Raw genomic sequence first — 22,399 nt, 5'->3', positions numbered from 1 at the left:
CACAATTGTAACACAAATGAAATTTGAATTTTCAGTAATTGTTAATTATGATTTTAATTAGAGGCTTTCCATCTAGTTCCTACATCCTTGATTTCGGAATAAACGCCGTCTCGTACTGCGTTTACATTATATTTTCAAGGGGGTTATACTATGAGTCAACTAGCTGTAAATCTTCATGAAAAGGTAGAAAAGTTTCTTCAAGGTACGAAAAAGTTATATGTGAATGGATCTTTCGTCGAAAGCGCTTCCGGTAAAACGTTTAAAACACCTAACCCAGCAACTGGCGAAACACTTGCCATCGTTTCTGAAGCTGGTCGCGAAGATATTCATAAAGCTGTAGTCGCAGCTCGCATGGCTTTTGACGAAGGTCCTTGGTCTCGTATGAGCACTGCTGAGCGTAGCCGTCTTATGTACAAGTTAGCTGATTTAATGGAAGAACATAAAGAAGAGCTTGCACAGCTTGAGACGTTAGATAACGGAAAGCCAATCCGTGAAACAATGGCAGCAGACATACCACTTGCAATTGAGCATATGCGCTATTATGCTGGCTGGGCGACGAAAATCGTTGGTCAAACAATTCCTGTTTCCGGTGACTACTTTAACTATACACGCCATGAAGCGGTTGGTGTTGTTGGTCAAATTATCCCTTGGAACTTCCCTCTTCTTATGGCAATGTGGAAAATGGGAGCGGCACTTGCTACAGGATGTACAATCGTTTTAAAACCTGCAGAACAAACTCCACTATCCGCTCTATACTTAGCTGAATTAATTGAAGAAGCTGGATTCCCGAAAGGTGTTATTAATATCGTACCTGGGTTCGGTGAATCAGCTGGACAAGCTCTCGTTAATCATCCACTCGTTGATAAAATTGCATTTACTGGTTCTACTCCAGTCGGTAAACAAATTATGAGACAAGCATCCGAATCATTAAAACGCGTTACACTTGAGTTAGGCGGTAAATCACCAAATATCATCTTGCCAGATGCTGATTTATCTCGCGCGATTCCTGGTGCACTTTCTGGTGTTATGTTTAACCAAGGACAAGTATGCTCTGCTGGATCACGCTTATTTGTTCCGAAGAAAATGTATGATAATGTCATGGCTGATCTCGTCCTCTATTCTAAAAAACTAAATCAAGGTGCTGGCCTAAATCCAGATACTACAATTGGTCCTCTCGTTTCTGAAGAACAACAAAAACGTGTAATGGGCTACATTGAAAAAGGGATTGAAGAAGGCGCTGAAGTACTTTGCGGAGGAAGTAATCCATTCGATCACGGTTACTTTGTTTCTCCTACCGTATTCGCTGATGTAAATGATGAAATGACGATCGCAAAAGAAGAAATTTTCGGTCCAGTTATTTCTGCAATACCGTTTAACGATATTGATGAAGTAATTGAACGTGCGAATAAATCACAATTCGGATTGGCAGCTGGTGTATGGACAGAAAATGTTAAGACAGCACACTATGTTGCAAGTAAAGTACGTGCAGGTACAGTATGGGTAAACTGTTACAACGTCTTTGATGCAGCATCTCCATTTGGAGGATTTAAACAATCCGGTCTTGGTCGTGAAATGGGATCTTACGCATTAAATAACTATACAGAAGTGAAGAGCGTTTGGCTCAACTTAAACTAATGAAAAAGAACCTGGCCTATCCGGTCAGGTTCTTTTTCATTATGTATTCATTTAAACTTGCAGTCCCCCGCTCACATTTAATACTTCTCCTGTAATATAGGACGCGTATTCTGATGCTAAAAAGGCCGCTGCGTTCGCAATATCTTCCGGGGTTCCAATTCTACCAACTGGAATCGCGCCAACCATCTTTTCTTTCACTTTATCTGGTATCGTTTTTGTCATATCTGTATCCATAAACCCGGGACAAATCGCATTACAAGTAATACCGAAACTTCCAACTTCTTTCGCTGCTGTTTTCGTTAAACCTACAACTCCTGCCTTTGTAGCCGCATAATTTGCTTGACCTATGTTTCCTTCTCTACTGATTGAAGATATATTAATAATGCGTCCATACCCTTGTTGTCTCATGTAAAGAAGTGCTGGTTGCATACAATAAAAAACACCAGTTAAGTTTACTTGTAATACTTGTTCCCAAGCAGACTTCTCCATTTTATGTAACATTGCATCTCTTGTAATCCCAGCATTATTCACCAATATATGTAATGTTCCGAATTTTTGAACCGCATATTCAATTAACGACTTCGCTTCATTTTGATTACTCACATCACATCGATATAAGCTCACTTCATATCCTTCATCCGATAACTCACGTGTCGTTTTTTGTAGCTTCTCTTCATTTACATCGCTAATTAATACTTTAGCCCCTAGTTTTGCATAAACTCTTGCAATCTCTTTTCCAATTCCCTGTGCAGCTCCTGTTACAACAGCTGTTTTCCCATTTAAAAATTCCATCCCTATCCCTCATTTCTATTACTTATACTGTATATTTCGGCTTTTTCCTTTCCAATTCCTCTTTGTATAAAAAAGTCTATTTGTGTCAAACTAACTTTGCAACGTCGCATAAACTGCAAGGAGATTGTGTCGAATGAACAAAAAAAATTTCAAACAAAACAAAGCTACTGATGGCATTGATGTTGAGTTCTCTCGTGAGCTCGCTGACCACAATGACTTAGAAGCAAACGCACGTGCAAATGCCGCTAATGCACGTCAAAAACGCCAGTCAAACGAAAAATAAGGAAAGCATAACCTTATTCTTTTCAACAGGGACCTACTACCCAACAAAATAAACCGAGAGACATCTCTCGGTTTATTTTCTATATTTTTTTATATAATGTGCAAAAGTAAGTAGTGGATATATATATGTATAGCTATGATAACGAATATAAAACCCACCTGGTAAACCTGTTCCGGTAGGATATTTTTCATTACCATTAGAATTCGCAAGCAAATATGAAATACCTTTTCGAATAGCTGGTGTTTCTGTATCATTATAAGAAATGAGAGCATCTAACGCCCATGCTGTTTGGGATGGTGTACTGAATGGCAAAGTAATAAACCTTTTCTCCACACTACTGTGGCAAGATTCCCCCCACCCACCATCTTCATGCTGTATATGTTCAAGCCATAAAGCTGCTCGTTTCAATGAAGGATTGCTAGATGGAATTCCTAGTGACCGTAAACCAGTCATAACAGCCCACGTACCATATATATAACAAATACCCCATTTCCCAAACCACGATCCATTTTCCTCTTGTACATTCATTAACCAATTTACCGCACTTTGTTTTTGTTTTTCAGACAATTCATTTTGCGCATATGTCCCAAAAAACTCTAACACCCTCCCTGTAATATCTGGTGTAGAAGGATCTGTAATCATATCGCTTGCATTTTCGATTGGTAAATTTGCTAATATATTGCTCGTCACACCTTTTTCAAACGCTCCCCAGCCACCATTATTATTTTGTAATCCTTTAACCCAATTGATTCCTTTCTGCCAAGCACTATCTACATTTTCGTTTCTTCTACTTCGTGCCAATGCCCTTAGCACAGCTGTTGTATCATCAACATCCGGAATAGTCGTATTCACATCCGAAAAGCCCCAACCTCCTGGAGTAAGCGCCGGAGCATGTACGCTCCAATCCGCTTTTTTTGTATGCTGTTTTTTTAATAAATATGCTGCTGCATGTTGAATCATCTTATTATCTTTCGGCACGTGGGCCTCCTGTAACGCATAGCTGAGTAAAGCCGTATCCCATACAGTTGAAGGAGAGTTTTGCAAATGACTCCCTCTTTCCACCTTCCATATATAAGATGTTAACCCGGTTATAGCATTTTGAATTATTGATGATTGAAGAGAATGTCCTAACGCGAGTAACGCATAAATCATATAAAACGAGGCAGTTGCGTAACTATATAACGTTCCATTTTCATCAATACGCTTTTTCATAAAACGTTCTACTTCCTCATATCCTTTATGATGTAACGAAAGTGGATATGATAGGATTTGTTTCATATCACCTAATAACGTTTGAAACAACGGAGACCGATCCTCCCGAAACCATTCTCCGCCTCCGCCCGCAATATGATTTAAATTTGGCAATAACTTTTTCCCTACTCGAAATCTTTTATTTAAACACAGCATCATCGGAATTAAATGGATACGTGCTGAGCTACTCAATTCAAATATACTGAAGGGAGAATCATTCTGTAAAAACATGATTGGCGTTGGTAAATGAAAGAGTGAAGGATATTCATACTCTCCGTGAATTGCTAATAAAAACTTCGTCATAAAATGAGCACGCGCTACCCCCCCGCGCTCATTTATAAACATTTCCGCTCGCTTCATATTCGCATCTTCTTTTGTATATGTTTCCGAAGCAAGTAGGGCCGCATAAGATTGAATTGTAGCAGATAAATTACCACCAACTTCATCTTCATACAATTTCCACGTTCCTTCATTTGTTTGAAGTGATGCTAATCTTTTTACAAACGGTTCTATCTCTTTATCTCTACCTAATAATTTTAATAAAAAAATCATATGACAATCTGTTAATGGAGCCCCTTCAAAACAAAACCGCCACGTACCATCTTGCCGTTGCATCGTTTGAAGCGCAGTTTTTCTTCTCGCTATTTCTTCATGCACTTTTTCATATAATAACAAGTTACTCACCCACCCTTTCGAAATCCGTATAACGATATTCAAAAAGGTAGCTGAATATGTATGAAAACAAAGAAAAGCAGAACATATAAAATGTTCTGCTCATAAACAATATCCTACTCCGACAATTATCCCTACTAAAGCACCGACTACTACTTCATACGGTGTATGCCCGACAAGTTCATTTAATTTCTTATATTCTGTTTGTCTACCGTGAAAAAATTCATTCAATATTTTCGCCTGTTTACTTACTGCAAGTCTTACCCCTGAAGCATCATACATAACAATTATTGCAAAGATAGCAGCAATAGCAAATAAGGTACTTTCCACACCTTCCACTACGCCAACACCTGTCGCAAGTGCTGTAACAGTTGAAGCATGAGAACTTGGCATCCCACCTGAAGCGAAAAACTTTGCAAAATCAAATTCACCCGTTTTGACTAATTTAAAGACTACTTTCGTTAATTGTGCTAAAAACCATGAAATTACAGCGGCCATAAGCGGATCATTATGTAAAATTGTTTCCACGTTCTCAGCTCCCTACTAGCTATAATGGAAATTCTATATAGTATCAGTATAAAGAAAAATGCGTAGAAAATACTACGCATTATGATACTTTTGCTGATTTATTTTTTATAAATTTCGGTTGTTTCTGCACTAAAAACTTTGTTTTCGCTACTGAGAATACAAATAATGCAACCCATATACAGAAAAATGCCATCATATGAGTAGATGTGAAATGTTCACCAAATACGAATACACCTAAAATTAAACTAATCGTCGGTGCAATATATTGTAAAAACCCTACCATATAAAGCGGAATAAGTTGTGCTCCTTTTGCAAAATAAAAAAGTGGTAATGCTGTAACAATGCCTGCTCCTATTAATAGTAACGTTGATAACATGGAAATAGATCCAAATGAACCGAATCCATGCGCTCCAGTCATAACGAGATAAATCATTGCAAACGGCGTCACTAACATCGTTTCCATCGTAAGACCAATTGTCGCATCATAATTTAACAATTTTTTCGTTAATCCATATAATCCAAATGAAAAGGCAAGTGATAAAGAAACCCACGGAATAGATCCGAAACGCACTGTTAAAATGATAACCCCTACTCCAGCTAAACCAACTGCAACATATTGCCAAAAGTTTAACTTTTCCTTTAAAACAACTGTACCAAGTAAAATACTAATAAGCGGATTAATATAATATCCAAGACTTGCTTCAATGACATGATTATGATTAACGGCCCATATATAGACAAACCAGTTTCCGCTAATCAAGACTGAAGCTATTGTTAATGACATTAATAATTTAGGTCGTTTAAAAAGATTCACGAACTCTCCAATAAACTGACGAAACCTCTTCGTAACACCTAATACAAGTAACATAAAAACGAACGCCCAAACGATGCGGTGTGCTAATATTTCATCTGCCGGAACTTCCTCAACCCATTTCCAATAGATTGGTAGAATTCCCCACATCGTATAAGCACCAGCCGCATATATAATCCCTTTTTTTTGCTGTGCTGATTGACTCCCCATCTTCCTTTTTCTCCTCTTCTCATTTTTCTCCATTATAAGGTCCCACGTGCTCACTTTACCAATAATCAATCTGCGATTCTTTCGACATTTCTCATACAGCAAAAAGTAAACATACTGTTATAACGACAAGTAACGGTATACCGAAAACAAATTTCTTTTTATGTGTTTTATGGTGAAACATATACATACCGATCCAAGCACCAACTGCTCCCCCAGCTGCCGCTGATAAAAACAACGTACTTTCTGGCGTTCTCCACTGTTTCTTCTTCGCTTTTCGTTTATCAAGCCCCATAAGGCTAAAAGCTATAACATTAATAATAATAAAATAAATCCATTTCATCGCTTTCTCTCCCTATGAAAAATTCGCTTAATGGTAACATGAAAAAACGATGGAAACAACTGAAGAACACTTTTTATTAATTAGTTACCTTCATATTTACATAACCAACTAAAATCGCAGTTAAAGCAATTAATATAGAAAGATATTATGAGCAGGATCTTATATTTCATTCCCTTCACCCACTACCATATTATCGAAAAAACTTCTCTCAATTACTTTCTCATCAAATTGAAGAACTACAATTAGCCCTACATATAAAGAAACAAAATTTAGAAACCATTCCCCATTATCATCTTTCTGAGCTAAGCATTTAAATATCTCTTGAAATTGCATACGCTCATCCGCAGCAACAACCGGGCGCACACCAAAATATTTCAATACGAGATTCAGCTCCATCTGCACGGATAATGATAAAATATATTTTAATAACTCTGTATAATCAGCAACATTTTTTTGACTATATAACTTCACAAGCTTTTGATGTAAAATAGAAATCGATAATTCTTCTTCAGTCACTTTTGTTGCTTCTATCGTTTCAATCATCTTTTTCATATCCATTACATTCACCCCTCCTGTAAAAAAACAAAGCCAAAGAGTATTTATCTTATAAAGAGCAATAATTGCGCATTTCTCGTCTCTCTTTCTTCTTCATTAACTAAGTCATACTTTTTTAGAAGATGAAAGATATCATTTAATATTTCCTGTGAATGATTACGTTGCAAAAATCTCTTTAACTCTTTAAAAATCACTTCCGGTAAAAAACTCTTCTGACTTTCAAGTTTATTCATTACATCTTCCATAGAATGATCGATATTACAAGCCATAAAAATCCCTCCTCTATCCTTTATAAATAATATCTTCTGCTAACGATGTAAACACTTCTCCAACAAGAGAATCTTCATCATATACAGATGAACCGTTATTTTCTTCACGTTTTGCAAAAGGTACTTGTGCGATTACTTCTGTTTGCAATTGTTCTGCTAACATTTCGCCGCCCCCTTTTCCGAACAGATAATTTTTCGATCCATCTTGTTCTTCGTAATAAGCCATATTTTCCACAATACCTAAAATCTCGTGTTTCGTATGTTTTGCCATTACGCCTACTCTAGATGCTACGAATGAAGCTACATTGTGTGGTGTTGTAACGATAATTTCTTTCGCCTGCGGGATCATTGCTGCAACATCAATGGCAACATCTCCTGTACCAGGTGGTAAATCAAGAAGTAAATAATCTAATTCTCCCCAGTGCGTATTCGCAAGGAAATTTTGAATCCATTTATTTAACATTGGCCCACGCCACATAACCGGATTATTTCCTTCCGTAAAAAATCCCATCGACATGATTTTAACACCGTGACTCACGACTGGAATTGCTGTTTGATCAATCATCGTTGGTTTTTGAGTCGTTTCCATCATAGCTGGGATGCTAAAACCATATATATCTGCATCTAATATCCCCACTTTTTTGCCCATACGAGCTAAAGCAGTAGCAAGATTAATTGTCACCGTTGATTTTCCAACTCCACCTTTTCCGCTCGTTACAGTAATAAAGCGTACCCCTGAGTCAGGGCGAAGCATACTCGGCATACCAGTTTCTGTTCTACTATTTTTCTTTAACTTCTCTGTTAGCGCAGCTCGTTCTTCTTGTGTCATAGAACCAAATATCAAATCTACTTTAGATGCACCAATTGCCTGAAGAGACTCTTCCACATCTTGTTGAATTTTTGCTTTTAACGGACAACCTTGAATCGTTAGCACTACTTCAAGTTTAACCTCTGTTCCATTCATTTGTATATTTCTAACCATATTTAATTCTACAATACTTTTGTGTAACTCTGGATCCTCCACATGTTTTAACGCATTCATTATTCGTTCTTGAGTAATCATAAAACTCATCCCTTCTCGTATTCTAATTTATATACAACATCTTCTTGGCTCTTCATCCGGTGAAAAAACTTATTACCCTCCACTAACAGGCGGAATGAATGCAACTACATCTCCAGCTTTTATCATCTCTTCATTCGTTACAAACTCTTCATTAACAGCCACCATCGCTCTATCAAGCGATTGTAAACAATGGTTTGCTTTAAGCCATTCTTTTAATTGCTGAACTGTCATTCCTTGTTTTTCGGAAATTACTAATTGATCGAATCCGACTTCCTCACGCAAATTTGCGAACAGTAAAATTGTAATCATCTTCTCATTCTTCCTTCTTCGGTTTTCCTTCTGGATAAGGTGTATTTTCAAGTTGATCTCCAATCCACATCGTTCCATCTTCCCAAAATTCTTTTTTCCATATTGGGACGATTCGCTTTATACGTTCAATCGCGTATTCATTCGCTTCATAAGCTACTTTACGATGCGGTGATGAAACTGCAATGACTACCGCAATATCCATGATTTCTAGCCGTCCTACTCGGTGCGTAATTGCTACTTTTGCGTCCGGCCACTCTTCATTCATTTCTTCCCCAATTCTCATAAGTTGTTTTACTGCCATCGGTTTATATGCTTCATACTCTAAATGTAGCGTTCGTTTTCCTTTTGTTAACTCTCTCACTGTACCAATAAAAGTTGTAATTGCACCTGCTTCTCTTCTTGCGACTTTATTCGTTATTTCTTCAACTACAATAGGTATATCAACAATCTCAAATAGCGCTTGTCCCATTGGAACCACCTCTCACTTTACAAAATGTCCAAGGCCATTCACTACCTTCGTTATCTTCCAATAAAAACACATCCACAAACATATCTTTTTTATACCCTCTTGTCCCGCCTGGCAATACGATAAAAGCATTCGATTCTGCTAATGAAGAAACAGAGCTAGATTTATCAAACCCTGACGGATAAGCAATTAACTGGCCTTCGTTATATGTCAGTTTCGCTCGTACAAACCTTGTAAATGGATTTGGCTTTAGAAAGTCTTCTCCTAATAACGCTTTTTCTCTTTTTACATGTGCTTTTTCACTAAACATATACGTCCGAATACAAGGCCTTACAAATAATTCAAACCCTACGTAACAAGCTGATGGATTTCCTGATAAACCAAATAATAACTTGCCATTTAATTGCGCTACAGTCGTAACACTTCCTGGTCGCATTGCAACTTTATTGAAAAGAACCGATGCACCTAACTTTTCGTAAATAGCTGGTAAATAATCATAATCTCCAACTGATACACCGCCTGTTGTAATGAGCATATCCACTTGGCTTAACGCTTCTTTTACAGCTGTGAAACATGTATGAAAATCATCGCTAAACTTCCCAAAATATTTTACTCTTCCGCCCGCTCTTCGAATTTGAGACAATATCATATACGTATTACTATTTCGGATTTTCCCTGGCTGTAATGAATCATTTACATCCAGTAATTCACTACCAGTCGCTAATAGTCCAATTACAGGCTTTCTCGCCACTGGCACCTCGTTATACCCGAACGTAGCAAGAAGCGCTGATATACCTGGATTAATGTATGATCCTTTCTTTGCAAGAACCGTTCCTTTACAAGCATCTTCACCTTGAAAAGAAATATTGTCGCCTGCTTTGAATGATCGCTTCAATTCCATATAATTGTTGCCAGCCTCCTCATATTGACGAGTCAGTTCTAACATAACAACCGCATCACACCCATTCGGAATTTGCGCTCCCGTCATAATTCGAACAGCTTGAAACGGACCTACTTTCTCATCGAATAGCGATCCTGCGCCAATTCCCCCCACTACTTCAAATACAATTGGCGTTTCATAACTTGCTAAATTCGTATCTTCTGCTCTAATAGCAAAACCGTCATACGGTGAACGATTGAATGAAGGTACATCATGGTCAGCTATTAACTCCTCCGCTAATATACGTCCGTAAGCTAATTCAATAGGTAGTAGCTCCTTTAATCCCTCATTAGCAAATCCCATTACTTTACGAACAGCTTCTTCAACCGTAATTGGCACTCTTCTTTCCATTATTGACAACCCTTTCTATTAACCGAATACGCGATAATATAATTGTTTCGCTTTCGAAATATCATTTGTACCATGAATGAAAACACGACCATCCCGAAAAATAACGACGCGGTAATCATCTAGTTGGCAAGATAGTAAATACGGATTCCGCTCTACTTTCCCTAGTTTGTTTAATACCTTTTCCATATCGTCAAAATCGTACTTTCTATTTTCTACTGGCCTAATTTGCACTGTATTTCTTCCGCATAAAGCAGCCACCTTCGTTTGGTTTTCGTATGATAAATAAGGATAAGTTCGATTCAAACCACACGAGGGGCAATCGTCCGTTTTGATTTTCCCTAGTTTTATAAAATGGTTTTGATTACTCCATATATCAAACATGAAAAATGTTTTTCTAATTGCCGAGAAATCTCCGACTAAAATTTTGAGTGCTTCCGCCACTTGATATGCTGCGACGATTTGAACAGTCGGGCTAATAATTCCGACGGTATCACATGTCACACCTGTAACAGGAACGTTCTTCAGCACACAATGTAAACACGGTGTCTCTTGCGGAATAACCGTATAACTCATACCGTACGATCCAACGCAAGAACCATATACCCAAGGAATATTATGTTTTTGTGATAAATCATTTATTACAAATCGAATATCAAAATTATCTGTTGCATCAATTATTACATCTACATTTTTTAATAGGTCTTCCATGTTTTCTGCACTTGCATCCATTACGAAGGCATCTATGTGTACTTCCGAATTAATTCGCTCTAACCGATTTTTAGCAGCAATTGCTTTCGGCAGTTTCTCTCTCGCATCTTGTTCAGAGTACAATTGTTGCCTTTGTAAATTACTCCATTCAACGTAGTCACGATCAATAATCGTCAACTTGCCAATACCTGCACGTACGAAACTTTCGGCACTTGCACTTCCTAATGCGCCTGCTCCTACAATTAACACATGTTTATTTCGAATTTTTTCTTGCCCTTTACTCCCAATCGGTTTGAACAACTGTTGTCGTGAATACCGTTCAGCCATTACGCACCCTTCCTCTCAAGAACTCTTTTTCATATTAGCATGTTGTTTTTGATAACAAGCAAAGTAAGCAAATCCAACAAATCCAGCTCCTCCAATTACATTTCCGATAAAGACAGGAACAAAATTTCTAGCAAGATCCATCCACGTCAGATGACCTGCAAAAATAACTGCCGAGATGACAAACATATTTGCTACTACTTGCTGAAATCCAATCACTACAAATGCCATAATTGGAATCCAAATTCCGATTATTTTCCCGACAAAATCACTCGTCCCATAAGCCAGCCAAAGCGCTAGACAAACGAGCCAATTACAACCAATTGCTAAAATTAAAGTTCTCCCAAATGATTCATGTAATTTCCCTTCCGCTATCGCTACCGTTTTATTTAAATAATCTCCCTCTGTTAATCCGCCAAGATGACCGAAACAATACGCTACGAAAATAGCTCCTACAAAATTCATGAAAGTAATCCAAATCCAGTTATTTAGCACACTGACCAATGTAATTTTCTTTGCATATAGCGCCATAGACAGCGACATCATATTTCCGGTAATTAATTCTCCTCCTGCTAATACGACGAGCATGAGTCCAACAGGAAAAACTGCTCCTCCTAAAACATTCACTAAACTCCCCCAGCGCTCAGGTAAATTACCTAAAACGCGAATGTTAAGTAAAAAACCTAGCGAAATAAACGCTCCTCCTAAAAAACCGAGAATAAGCATCGCTGGCAACGTCTGACTTACTTTTTGAACACCGGCCTCAATTACAAGCTCAGCAATTTGTTCCGGTTTATGAAATGCCATTACTAATTCCTCCATTTTCTCCAAATAAAAAAGCAGCTTCAAAAAACCTTCTCAAAATAAGGGTTTTTGAATGCTGCTTAATTTCTCTGCACATCTTTTACAGAGATATCAATCATCACTTTTACTATAAAATAGAAAATCTACAAACATTGCACATTTTCCATTTTGTATATATTTCATCGTAGCATCTCACTCTTATATATCAGCCACCAATATGTGACATTTCAATTTTAGGTGCTCTTTTTTTACTTGAATGACTTAAGCGTTCATCTGAATAACGATCGTCTCGGTTGTTCCATATATCGCGTACGATATATGTTATTTCCTCGTCAGTGTATCCAGATCGAAGCAGTTCTCTCAAGTCATTTCCTTTAGAAGCGAACAAACACGTATATAATTTTCCTTCTGCAGAAATACGGGCTCTCGTACATGACGAACAAAAGGAATCTGTTACCGATGAAATAATACCTATTTCTTCATCACTTCCAATATAACGATAGCGAGTCGCAACCTCACCTGCATAATTCGCTTCTATCCGTTCTAATGGCATAACTTGATGAATCGTATCTACTATTTCTTGTTTAGAGACGACCTCTTTTAACTCCCAACCGTTATAATTTCCAACATCCATATACTCAATAAATCGAAGAATATGCTTATTTTCTTTAAAGTATTGCGCCATCTGCAAGATGTCCTGTTCATTTTTTCCCTTTTGAACGACCATGTTTATTTTAATTTTCATACCAACTTCAGCTGCAGCCTGTATTCCTTCCAGAACCCTTTGCACTTTGCTTCTATTACCATTCAAATAGAAAAACCGCTCTTCTTCTAAGGAATCTAAGCTAACTGTCACACGTGATAAACCCGCCTTATATAAATCAGGAGCAAACTTTTTAAGTAACGATCCATTGGTTGTTAAGCCGATATCCTCTACACCATCTATTTTATTAAGGCGCTCGATAAGCTGCGGAAGACCTCTTCGAAGTAACGGTTCTCCGCCTGTAATTCGTAACTTTCTTACACCTAAAGAAACGAAAATACGTGTTATCCTTTCAATCTCATCAAAAGATAAAATTTTATCATTAGACAAAAACGAATAATCAGGACCAAATATTTCTTCTGGCATACAATAACGACAGCGAAAATTACAGCGATCAGTAACAGAAATACGTAAATCCTTTAAAGGACGTTGTAGTTTGTCTAATGTGACAGATTTCATATTTATTGCCTCGCTTTTACTTATTTTATATTTAAAATACGCTCTGGATGCGTATATACATTTAAGGATTCATTCCGAATAAATCCTATCGTAGTAATACCTAATTCTTCTGCTAGCTGCAAAGCCAACTCAGTTGGAGCTGATTTTGATAATATAATTTCACAACCAATTTTTGCAACCTTCAATAATATTTCCGAAGAAATACGACCACTAAAAACAATGATTTTATCTTTTATAGAAATATTGTTTTTTAAACAATAACCGTAAATTTTATCTAGCGCATTATGCCTACCGATATCCATTCGGCTTAACAAAATACCATTCACGTCACACAAAGATGCATTATGAACGCCGCCTGTATGACGAAACGTCTCCGCAGATTGCTGCATGTCTTCCATTAATCGAAAACAATCTCCTACACCAACCTGTACATGGATACCATTCATTTTCTTTGCACTTAATGCATCGTTTGCAAAAACAAACCCTTGTCTACTCATACCACAGCATGAAGTAATGTAACGTTTATTTTGCATTTGTTCGTAATACGGATTTACTTTTGTCGTCGTGACATGTACAAATCCTTCTTTCTCTTGTACCCATATGTCATCAATATCTTCATACTTCCGGATGATTCCTTCAGATGCTAAGAAGCCTATTACCATGTCTTCTATATATTCTGGAGTACTAACCATTGTAACAAACTCCTGTCCGTTCATTTTAATCGTGACTGGAAACTCTGTTACAATGCTGTCCTCTATATGCTTAAACGCCCCTTGTTCATAACGAAAGATTTCTCTTTCTACCTGTATCGGTTTCACGATCAGTATCCTTCTCTCACGTTATATTTTTATCAAAAACAAATACCGAAACCGCAATATCTTCTTCTACTTTCATATCTGAAAACAAATTCACTAGTTTCGCTCCAACAAGTTCCTCCAAATGTTCACGGGAATTTGCAGCATACACTTCTTGAATCATTTTCGTTCTAGCCATATGAACCATTTCCGCACCGTCCATCGTACTTGAAATGAATTTTTCAGTAGGTGTTAAGTTTCCATAAAGTGTTGCAATTGCCATATTTTCAGCAAATACAGTATGAATTCTTTCTGGCCCTTTTCCGAAAAGTTCCTTTCGAAGTTTTCGTATCATATCGTTAAATTCATGTACTTTTTTTGACATACAATTATACCTCCCAAAAGCCTCATTTTACTTCATTATATATTTTACCAAAATGCTCCTTCCGCCCAAACTATTTTGTATAAACATTTGGGCGAAAAGGTTCACTTCATGAAGTTTATTCGTCTTTTAACCCTTTACCCATACCTTTTAAGAAATGAAGCCCAAATCCGATGGCACGGTTAATGTCTGGATCTTTCAATACTTTCATAAGATCGAATACCCCTACTTTTTTATTACTCTCTAGGTGTTCATTACCTTCTTCTAGCCCTACTAATAAGCTACCTATAAGCTTTTTCGTAAGTTCCGGATCAAGTTCTGTTAAAGCACCTGCAGCACCCATCATATTATTAATTAAATTTGTAACAGGCTCGCGAGTCACTTGACCGAGAACTATTTTTGCGATTGGTTCTTTCGCCTTTAGCATAGAATTTGCAGCTTCTAGCATTCCAATGTCATTCAATTCCCCTACTATATTAAACATTTGATTTAAAGCCTCTTCATTATTAGCTAGAAGCTCTTTTAAATCATCTAATTTTTGCTGTTTTATTTCTTCCTCAGTTAACTCTTGTTTTTGAATCATTTTTATAGGTGCAGCCATATTTTTCTCCTCCTACTTATCCGTTAAATGCACATACCCTGGACGTGCCCACTTACGATGTACCTCAATACCAGCTTGAGGGTGACGTTTTTTATTACGCGGGTTCGCTTTCGGCATCGGATTTTCGCCATCAACTTCTAGCACTTCCATACGCACTTTTGTCTGTTTATAAGCAGGTGTATTCGTACGTACGTCCACAGCAGGACCTGTTAAGAAATTAATTGCCGTTTCATTATCTGTAGAATTCATTGGTAAATATAACTCATTCGCTTTTACACGATCTGTAACGAGTGCACGTAATTTTAATGCTCCAAAAGGAGAGATAAGACGAACTAATGAACCTGTTTTCACTCCACGTTCTTTTGCAAGTGCTGGAGAAATTTCAACAAATACACCAGGCACTTTCGTTTGAATACCTGTTGATTTATTTGTCATATTCCCTTCATGAAAATGCTCAAGCATACGCCCGTTATTAATGTGAAGATCAAACTCCGCTGGGAATTCAGCTGGACGTACCCAGTCAGCAATCGCAAAACGAGCTTTTTTATCTGGGAAGTTAAATCCATCTTGGAAAAGTAGTGGTGTATTCGCTCCATCAAAACTTCCCCAATGGAAACTATTCCATCCTTCAAGTACTTCATAGTTTGCTTGTGAAAATAGCGGTGATAAACTTGCCATTTCAGCAAAAATTTCACTTGGATGACTATAACTCCAGTTTGCACCTAATTTATTCGCAACTTCTTGCACGATCCACCAGTCTGGCTTCGCATCTCCAAGCGTAGGAAGCACTTGATATAGTCTTTGAACACGGCGCTCTGTATTTGTGAAAGTACCTTCTTTTTCAAGAGACGGTGCTGCTGGCAATACAACATCTGCATATTGAGCAGTTTTAGAAAGGAAAACATCTTGCACAACAAAGAACTCAAGGCTCGATAACACTTCATGTACATGGTTCGCATTAGAGTCTACAAGAGCCATATCTTCTCCGACAAGATACATAGCCTTCATTTTCCCTTCGTCAATTGCATGAAGCATTTCAATATTATTAAGACCTGGTTTACTATTAATTTTCACTCCGTAAGCCATTTCAAATTTCGCACGTTCCATATCGTTCGTAACGTGTTGATATCCAGGAAGCCATCCTGGTAAAGTACCCATATCACAAGCACCTTGTACGTTATTATGACCTCGAAGCGGATATGCACCAGCACCTGGACGACGATAATTACCTGTTGCAAGAAGTAAGTTTGAAATTGCAGCGGAAGTATCAGATCCACCTGTATTTTGCGTTACTCCCATGCCCCAAAGGATACATGTACCGTCTGCAGCACGAATCATTTCAGCCATTTGAATAAGTGTTTCTTTTGAAATACCAGTCATTTCTTCTGCATATTCAAGTGTATATTCTGCAAGACTACCTTTGAAATCTTCAAAGAAGTTTACATTCTCATCAATAAATTGTTGATCGTGCCAGCCTTGATCAATCATATATTTCGTAACAGCCATTAGCCATACTTGATCTGTTCCTTGTTTCGGGCTAATAAAGACGTCTGAACGCTCTGCCATTTCTGTTTTACGAAGATCAGCCACAATTAATTTTTGTCCGTGTAATTTATGCGCACGCTTAATACGTGTAGCTAAAACAGGATGACCTTCTGTCGGATTACAACCTACAATAATAACAAGGCCAGATTGTGCGATATCTTTAATCGTTCCAGCATCTCCGCCCATACCAATTGTACGGAATAATCCGTCTGTCGCTGGTGATTGACAATAACGTGAACAGTTATCAATATTATTCGTTTCAAATACTTGTCGAGCTAATTTTTGAATAACGTAATTGTCTTCATTCGTAATTTTAGATGAAGAAATAAAACCGATAGCATCTTTACCATACTCTTCTTTAATAGATCCTAATTTACTTGCAACTACATTCAACGCTTCTTCCCATGTAGATTCAACAAACGTTCCATTTTTACGGATTAAAGGTTTCGTAATTCGTTCTTTAGAATTTACGAAATCCCAACCGAATTTCCCTTTTACACAAGTAGAAATTGCGTTAACTGGCGCATCAGAAGAAGGCTGTACTTTAAGGATTTTACGCCCTTTCGTCCACACTTCAAATGAACAACCTACACCACAAAATGTACATACTGTTTTCGTTTTCTTCGTACGAGTATCACGCATGGCCGCTTCCACTTCTGATACCGCAAAAATGCCGCTATATCCAGGCTCAACTTCTTTAATTAAATCTACCATCGGTTCAAGAATATCTGGTTTTAATCCCGTCATAAATCCAGCTTCACCGAGCATCGTTTTCTCCATTAAAGCGTTACAAGGACAAATGGTTACACATTGACCACAGCTCACGCATGAAGAATCATTGATATCAACTCCACTATCCCAAATAACACGAGGACGCTCTGCTTCCCAGTCGATAGATAATGTTTCATTTACTTGTAAGTTTTGACACACCTCTACACATTGACCACATGCGATACATTGATTAGGGTCGTAGCGATAAAATGGATGCGTCATATCAACTTCACTTACATCTACTTTCGGTTCGTAAGGATATTTTTGATGTTCAATCTCCATTAATTCCGCTGTATTATGCAATTTACAGTTCCCATTGTTGTTGTCACATACTGTACAGTATAATAAATGATTTTCTAGTAGCCGATCCATCGCCTCTGTTTGTGCTTCTTTCGCATGACCAGAAGCCAGTTCAATGTTCATACCTTCCGTCGCTACTGCCGAACAAGAGCGCATTAACTTTCCGTCAACTTCTACAATACAAGTGTCACATGTTTGAATAGGATCTACCTCTGGCACGTAACAAATTTGCGGATGTTCAATCCCGTTCTTATTAATAACGCCCAATATCGTTGAACCAGGCTCCGCTGTATACTTTTTTCCGTCAATTGTAATATGAACCATGTTGTCATTCATGGTCTTTCCCCCTTTTTGAGAATAAAAAAACTCCACCACGAAAATATACGCACCACATTTCGGCACGTTATTATCATGGTGGAGTAGTTTATTAGCACATCTTGCTAAAATACCAATCCATTTATTCATAAATAAAACGATAGATTCATAACAGGTCATATCACGATTCCATCTTTAACACTATAATTATAGCGTTTAATTTTAAAATATACAATATAAAATTTAAAATACGCATATGTCCTCATAGAACTATCCATAATAACCCATATAAAGCAAAACTATAATCAGTGGAGATTTCATTCGTCCCCCACCGATTATCAGCTTGCAAATAGCGAGCTAAAACACAACAAGGAGAAAGTGAATAAATGGGGTCTTTTAATAAATGGATACGTGGTGAAAAATCTTTTTCTGTACAAGAGCAAGCTGATTATACATTAAAAAAACCTATTTCTTCTTCTCTTCCACTTAACCTAAAGCACTTGTCCAAACTGTTTAGCGGGATTCCAGAATTAATAACACGCACTTTCCCATTAAAAAACGGCCAAGAAGCTGCACTTATATATATGGAAGGACTTGTAGACAAAACTGTTATTAACGTAAACATTCTTCGTCCTCTCTTATTTAAAGAATGGAATGAAGAAGATTTTTGGGAATCCTCTGTTTCTATCGGAAATATTAAAAAAGTTCAACAGTGGGCAGACATTGAACAATCTCTTTTACACGGCAAAAGTATTTTATTTATAAACGGGCAACTATCTGCTTTAGAACTTGATACGCAAGCAGCACCAAAAAGGAGCATTGAAGAACCTATAACAGAGAGCTCCATAAAAAGCTCACATGAAGGATTTAATGAAGTGGCAAGCGACAGTATCGCGCTTATTCGTCGATATATTCCAAATCGCGAATTGAAAGTGAAGGAATTTACCGTTGGTGAACGAGCAACCTCTAAAGTTTTTTTACTTTATCTTGCAGATGTTGCAAACGAAGACATTGTACAAGAAATGGCGTGCCGCATCGAATCAATCAAAGTGGATGCGATTATTACTACTGGTGAATTAGAAGGGTTTGTTGAAGATAATTCCTATACTCTCTTTCCGCAATTATCAATAACTGAACGCCCTGACACAACAGCACATCATATTCTGGATGGGCGAATCGCTGTTGTTGTAGATCGTTCACCAGGCGTATTAATAGGGCCTATGACCTTTTCATCCTTTTTTCAAACGATTGATGATTACAGTTTTAGACCATTGATTCCATCTTTTATACGCCTTCTTCGTTTTACTGGGTTATTTATTGCCATATTTGCTCCCGCTCTTTATATTGCTATGATTTCCTTTCATTATGAAGTGATTCCACTTAAATTATTGTTAACGATTGGCGAATCTCGGGCTAAAATTCCTTTTCCTCCTATATTAGAAGCACTTTTGATGGAATTAGTACTTGAAATGCTCCGCGAAGCTGCAGTTCGGCTTCCTGGTCCCGTTGGACAAACGATTGGCGTCGTAGGAGGGATTGTCATTGGACAAGCTGCAGTTCAAGCAGGAATAGTAAGTAATGTTATGGTTATCGTCGTATCTATTACTGCAGTCGCTTCTTTCATCATCCCTAACATGGAAATGTCTGCAGGAATTCGACTTCTTCGATTCCCAATGATGATAATCGCTTCTTTATTTGGTGTCATTGGCATTATGGTTGGGATGGCAATCATTATTATTCATATACTTTCTATGGAATCTCTCGGTGTTCCTTATGGTAGTCCTTTTTCTCCGTTATTTGCTTCGGATTTAAAAGATATTCTTGTACGTTTACCATGGAAAATAATGAAGAAACGCCCACTATCCCTTGACTTAAAACAAGAGAATCGACAAAGCGATATAAAAGAAACGGAGGAAGATAAGTGACAAAGCGTGCAAAGAGGGAGATTAGTTTATTTCAATACATTTTAACGATTAGTGGTGTTCAAGTAGGATTCGGTGTTCTTACACTGCCACGTGAAGTTGCACAAGGGGCGAATACAGATGGATGGATGTCTATCATTATAGGATGCGCTATTACTACATTAGTCAGTCTATGTATTGTAAAAATTATGGAAAAGCATCCTGGATATACTTTACTTGATGTGCTGACTCGTTATCTTGGGAAGTGGCTAGGAAGAGTAGTAATGATTTTTTGGATTTTATATGCTGTTCTTGCAGCTGTTTCCTTAATTTTTTCCCTCTTATACGTTATTCACATTTGGATTTTACCTAGATCCCCCATGTTTTTAATCATGATGTTACTATCTATTCCAATGCTTATGCTCGCATGTAAAGGTGTTCTTATTATTAGCCGCTATGCTGTTTTTACTGTCTTCTTTACACTCTGGATGCCTTTGCTATTATTTATCCCACTTAAAGATGGTCATTGGATTTATCTTCTTCCTCTCCTTAAAGAGGGATGGCTACCCGTTTTCAACACAGTAAAATCAACTATTATTGCGTTTCTCGGATTTGAGTTTGCATTCGTCCTTTTTCCTTATCTCAGTAATAAATCATCTGCCAAAAAAGGAATTATTCTTGCGAATTTGATTACGCTATTTGTTTATCTTCAAGTCACGTTCGTCTCTTTTGTTTATTTTAGTCCGGATGGTATAACAAAGTTTTTATGGCCCACGCTTTCTCTTGTTACACCATTTCACTTTTCATTCCTTGAACGGTTTGAAATTATCTTTTTGTCATTTTATCTCTTTATTATTTTTGACTCTTGCATTCCTTATATTTTTACTGCTTCAGATGGAATCAATCAATTACTTAACAAAAAAGGGAGCTCATTACCTATTTGGTTTTTATTATTCGGGTGTATTTTCGTTCTATTCTTTTATATCCCTTCCTCTTATCAAATAAGTGCGTTACGGGATTTTTGGGGAACTTCAAGTTATTTTATCGTTTTTCTATTCCCAGTCGTATTTCTCTTATATATGACACTTTATCAGCATTGGAAAAGGAGAAAAACTTAAATGAGACCCTTTATTCATTTCACTATACTTTGCTTTCTCATAACCTTTTTAACAGGCTGTGGAGATCGGCTCGATTTAGAAAAACAATCGATTTCATTAATTTACGGTTTTGACGCAAAAGCAAAAGGAAAATTAATTGTGTACCACGTAAACCCTATTTTTAATGAAGATGTAGAGAAAAAGTACGAAACTCATGAAGCGAAAGTACGTACACCTCGAGAAGCAAAAGCAACGTTTAATAGTTCAAGTGGCGGTTTAGTATCTACAGAAAAGTTACAGCTCATTTTATTTAGCACGAAATTTTTAAAACAAGAAGGAGCTATGCCTTACCTTGATGTTTGGTATCGTGATCCTAAAAATACTGGAAATATGCGCATGGTTGCGGTAGATGGTCCAATATCTTCCGTTATATATAATAATTTTAAAGATAAGCCTGCTCTTCCTGAATATTTAACAGATTTAATTAATACGAACAAACTATACAATCGAACTGTGTTTACGACATTCCATGAATTTCATAGGCAAACGTTTAATAAAGGTATAACACCTGCTATTTCAGAAATAAAAAAAGGTATAAAAGATGTTATCGTTACCGGTTCCGCGCTATTAACTTCTCGCGGAATTTATAAAATGTCATTAAATCGTTATGAAAGCGCCCTCCTTCTTTTATTACAAAAGAAGGCCAATACACCAGTTTCTCTTACAATGAAGATCCCTTCTACTCAAGTTGAAAGTAATAGTGATTTAAAAGATACAGATGGTGGCGATTTCGCAACAATAAATGTTCTTAGTATGAATCGTGATATTCATACAGACTATAGCGATAATCACTTCAAATTTAATATTAAAATGGATTTAAAAATTGCCGTATCTGAACTTACATTCAACATGGATATAGACAAAGATAGAAAGAAATTAACTTCACTTATTACAAAACAACTAAACGAAGATTTAAACGATTTAATCCACAAAATTCAAAAACAGCAACTTGATCCATTCGGATTTGGTGATTATGCGAGAGCGTTTCAATATAAAGAATGGAAACAAGTTGAAGATGATTGGCCGAGTGCCTTTTCAAAAGCTAATGTGAAAGTAGCACCTACTATTAAAATTTTAGAAAATGGGATTATTAAATAGCA

At 37.1% G+C, this 22,399-nt stretch carries 23 protein-coding genes; 5 read left to right on the top strand and 18 right to left on the bottom strand.

Annotated features, from left to right (window positions below; all coding sequences use genetic code 11):
• Positions 1 to 150 precede the first annotated feature (150 nt).
• Entirely contained in the window at positions 151 to 1,635 is a 1,485-nt protein-coding gene (gene dhaS, locus QCI44_RS10160) for an aldehyde dehydrogenase DhaS (RefSeq protein WP_016135113.1), read from the top strand.
• A gap of 51 nt (positions 1,636 to 1,686) precedes the next feature.
• Here dhaS and fabG read toward each other — a convergent pair whose 3' ends face one another.
• A complete protein-coding gene (gene fabG / locus QCI44_RS10155) occupies positions 1,687 to 2,427 on the bottom strand; it encodes a 3-oxoacyl-ACP reductase FabG (protein ID WP_016086869.1) in 741 nt (246 codons plus the stop codon).
• Positions 2,428 to 2,560: 133 nt separating this feature from the next.
• Here fabG and QCI44_RS10150 point away from each other — a divergent pair, with 133 nt between their 5' ends.
• A complete protein-coding gene (locus QCI44_RS10150; protein WP_016135114.1) occupies positions 2,561 to 2,710 on the top strand; it encodes a YfhD family protein in 150 nt (49 codons plus the stop codon).
• Between the two features lie 72 nt (positions 2,711 to 2,782).
• Here the strand turns inward: QCI44_RS10150 and QCI44_RS10145 are convergent, their stop codons facing one another.
• From QCI44_RS10145 to fdhF, 17 genes are all read right to left on the bottom strand, one after another.
• Positions 2,783 to 4,636, bottom strand: a complete 1,854-nt coding sequence (locus QCI44_RS10145; protein ID WP_353811104.1) for a terpene cyclase/mutase family protein — start codon at positions 4,634 to 4,636, stop codon at positions 2,783 to 2,785.
• 99 nt (positions 4,637 to 4,735) lie between these two features.
• Complete coding sequence (locus tag QCI44_RS10140) at positions 4,736 to 5,161, bottom strand: divergent PAP2 family protein (RefSeq protein ID WP_016086866.1); 426 nt, start codon at positions 5,159 to 5,161, stop codon at positions 4,736 to 4,738.
• 79 nt (positions 5,162 to 5,240) lie between these two features.
• Positions 5,241 to 6,182 (bottom strand): EamA family transporter RarD, encoded by a 942-nt coding sequence (rarD, locus tag QCI44_RS10135; protein WP_016086865.1) that lies wholly within the window; start codon positions 6,180 to 6,182, stop codon positions 5,241 to 5,243.
• Positions 6,183 to 6,273: 91 nt separating this feature from the next.
• On the bottom strand, positions 6,274 to 6,522 hold the full coding sequence (locus QCI44_RS10130) for a DUF1294 domain-containing protein (protein ID WP_016086864.1): 249 nt from the start codon (positions 6,520 to 6,522) through the stop codon (positions 6,274 to 6,276).
• Positions 6,523 to 6,681: 159 nt separating this feature from the next.
• A complete protein-coding gene (locus QCI44_RS10125) occupies positions 6,682 to 7,080 on the bottom strand; it encodes a hypothetical protein (protein WP_016086863.1) in 399 nt (132 codons plus the stop codon).
• A 41-nt stretch (positions 7,081 to 7,121) separates the two neighbouring features.
• Positions 7,122 to 7,346: a hypothetical protein gene (locus QCI44_RS10120; RefSeq protein WP_016086862.1), complete on the bottom strand. Its 225-nt coding sequence runs from the start codon at positions 7,344 to 7,346 to the stop codon at positions 7,122 to 7,124.
• Between the two features lie 13 nt (positions 7,347 to 7,359).
• A complete protein-coding gene (locus tag QCI44_RS10115; protein WP_353811103.1) occupies positions 7,360 to 8,409 on the bottom strand; it encodes a P-loop NTPase in 1,050 nt (349 codons plus the stop codon).
• Between the two features lie 72 nt (positions 8,410 to 8,481).
• Complete coding sequence (moaD, locus tag QCI44_RS10110; RefSeq protein WP_016135115.1) at positions 8,482 to 8,718, bottom strand: molybdopterin converting factor subunit 1; 237 nt, start codon at positions 8,716 to 8,718, stop codon at positions 8,482 to 8,484.
• Positions 8,719 to 8,722: 4 nt separating this feature from the next.
• The gene (gene moaE, locus QCI44_RS10105; RefSeq protein WP_016135116.1) at positions 8,723 to 9,187 is read right to left on the bottom strand and encodes a molybdopterin synthase catalytic subunit MoaE; all 465 of its coding nucleotides are present in this window, start codon (positions 9,185 to 9,187) and stop codon (positions 8,723 to 8,725) included.
• A complete protein-coding gene (gene moeA, locus QCI44_RS10100; protein ID WP_016135117.1) occupies positions 9,168 to 10,475 on the bottom strand; it encodes a molybdopterin molybdotransferase MoeA in 1,308 nt (435 codons plus the stop codon). Before moeA ends, moaE begins: the two co-directional genes overlap by 20 nt.
• Before the next feature lie 18 nt (positions 10,476 to 10,493).
• A complete protein-coding gene (locus tag QCI44_RS10095; RefSeq protein ID WP_016135118.1) occupies positions 10,494 to 11,510 on the bottom strand; it encodes a molybdopterin-synthase adenylyltransferase MoeB in 1,017 nt (338 codons plus the stop codon).
• Positions 11,511 to 11,525: 15 nt separating this feature from the next.
• Positions 11,526 to 12,314 carry a formate channel gene (locus tag QCI44_RS10090; RefSeq protein ID WP_016086856.1) on the bottom strand — a complete coding sequence of 263 codons (789 nt, stop codon included), beginning with the start codon at positions 12,312 to 12,314 and terminating at the stop codon, positions 11,526 to 11,528.
• Between the two features lie 202 nt (positions 12,315 to 12,516).
• A complete protein-coding gene (gene moaA, locus QCI44_RS10085; protein ID WP_016135119.1) occupies positions 12,517 to 13,533 on the bottom strand; it encodes a GTP 3',8-cyclase MoaA in 1,017 nt (338 codons plus the stop codon).
• 20 nt (positions 13,534 to 13,553) lie between these two features.
• Positions 13,554 to 14,351: a formate dehydrogenase accessory sulfurtransferase FdhD gene (gene fdhD, locus QCI44_RS10080; RefSeq protein ID WP_016135120.1), complete on the bottom strand. Its 798-nt coding sequence runs from the start codon at positions 14,349 to 14,351 to the stop codon at positions 13,554 to 13,556.
• 16 nt (positions 14,352 to 14,367) lie between these two features.
• Positions 14,368 to 14,712: a Na-translocating system protein MpsC family protein gene (locus QCI44_RS10075; RefSeq protein WP_000039582.1), complete on the bottom strand. Its 345-nt coding sequence runs from the start codon at positions 14,710 to 14,712 to the stop codon at positions 14,368 to 14,370.
• A gap of 115 nt (positions 14,713 to 14,827) precedes the next feature.
• A complete protein-coding gene (locus QCI44_RS10070; protein ID WP_000729894.1) occupies positions 14,828 to 15,310 on the bottom strand; it encodes a helical membrane plugin domain-containing protein in 483 nt (160 codons plus the stop codon).
• A 12-nt stretch (positions 15,311 to 15,322) separates the two neighbouring features.
• Positions 15,323 to 18,262, bottom strand: coding sequence for a formate dehydrogenase subunit alpha (gene fdhF / locus QCI44_RS10065; protein WP_353811102.1), 2,940 nt, complete (start codon positions 18,260 to 18,262; stop codon positions 15,323 to 15,325).
• Between the two features lie 365 nt (positions 18,263 to 18,627).
• Here fdhF and gerSA point away from each other — a divergent pair, with 365 nt between their 5' ends.
• From gerSA to gerSC, 3 genes are read left to right on the top strand one after another with little or no spacing between them, the layout of a single operon-like run.
• Complete coding sequence (gerSA, locus tag QCI44_RS10060; protein WP_098412923.1) at positions 18,628 to 20,166, top strand: spore germination protein GerSA; 1,539 nt, start codon at positions 18,628 to 18,630, stop codon at positions 20,164 to 20,166.
• Positions 20,163 to 21,260: an endospore germination permease gene (locus tag QCI44_RS10055; RefSeq protein ID WP_016086851.1), complete on the top strand. Its 1,098-nt coding sequence runs from the start codon at positions 20,163 to 20,165 to the stop codon at positions 21,258 to 21,260. Before gerSA ends, QCI44_RS10055 begins: the two co-directional genes overlap by 4 nt.
• A complete protein-coding gene (gerSC, locus tag QCI44_RS10050; RefSeq protein ID WP_016086850.1) occupies positions 21,261 to 22,397 on the top strand; it encodes a spore germination protein GerSC in 1,137 nt (378 codons plus the stop codon).
• Positions 22,398 to 22,399 lie beyond the last annotated feature (2 nt).

It is taken from the genome of Bacillus cereus group sp. RP37 (assembly GCF_040459695.1).
In the GTDB taxonomy this organism is placed as follows: Bacteria; Bacillota; Bacilli; order Bacillales; family Bacillaceae_G; genus Bacillus_A.
Note: the sequence above shows the minus strand (reverse complement) of the source record. Positions and strands in the feature narration are given on the sequence as shown.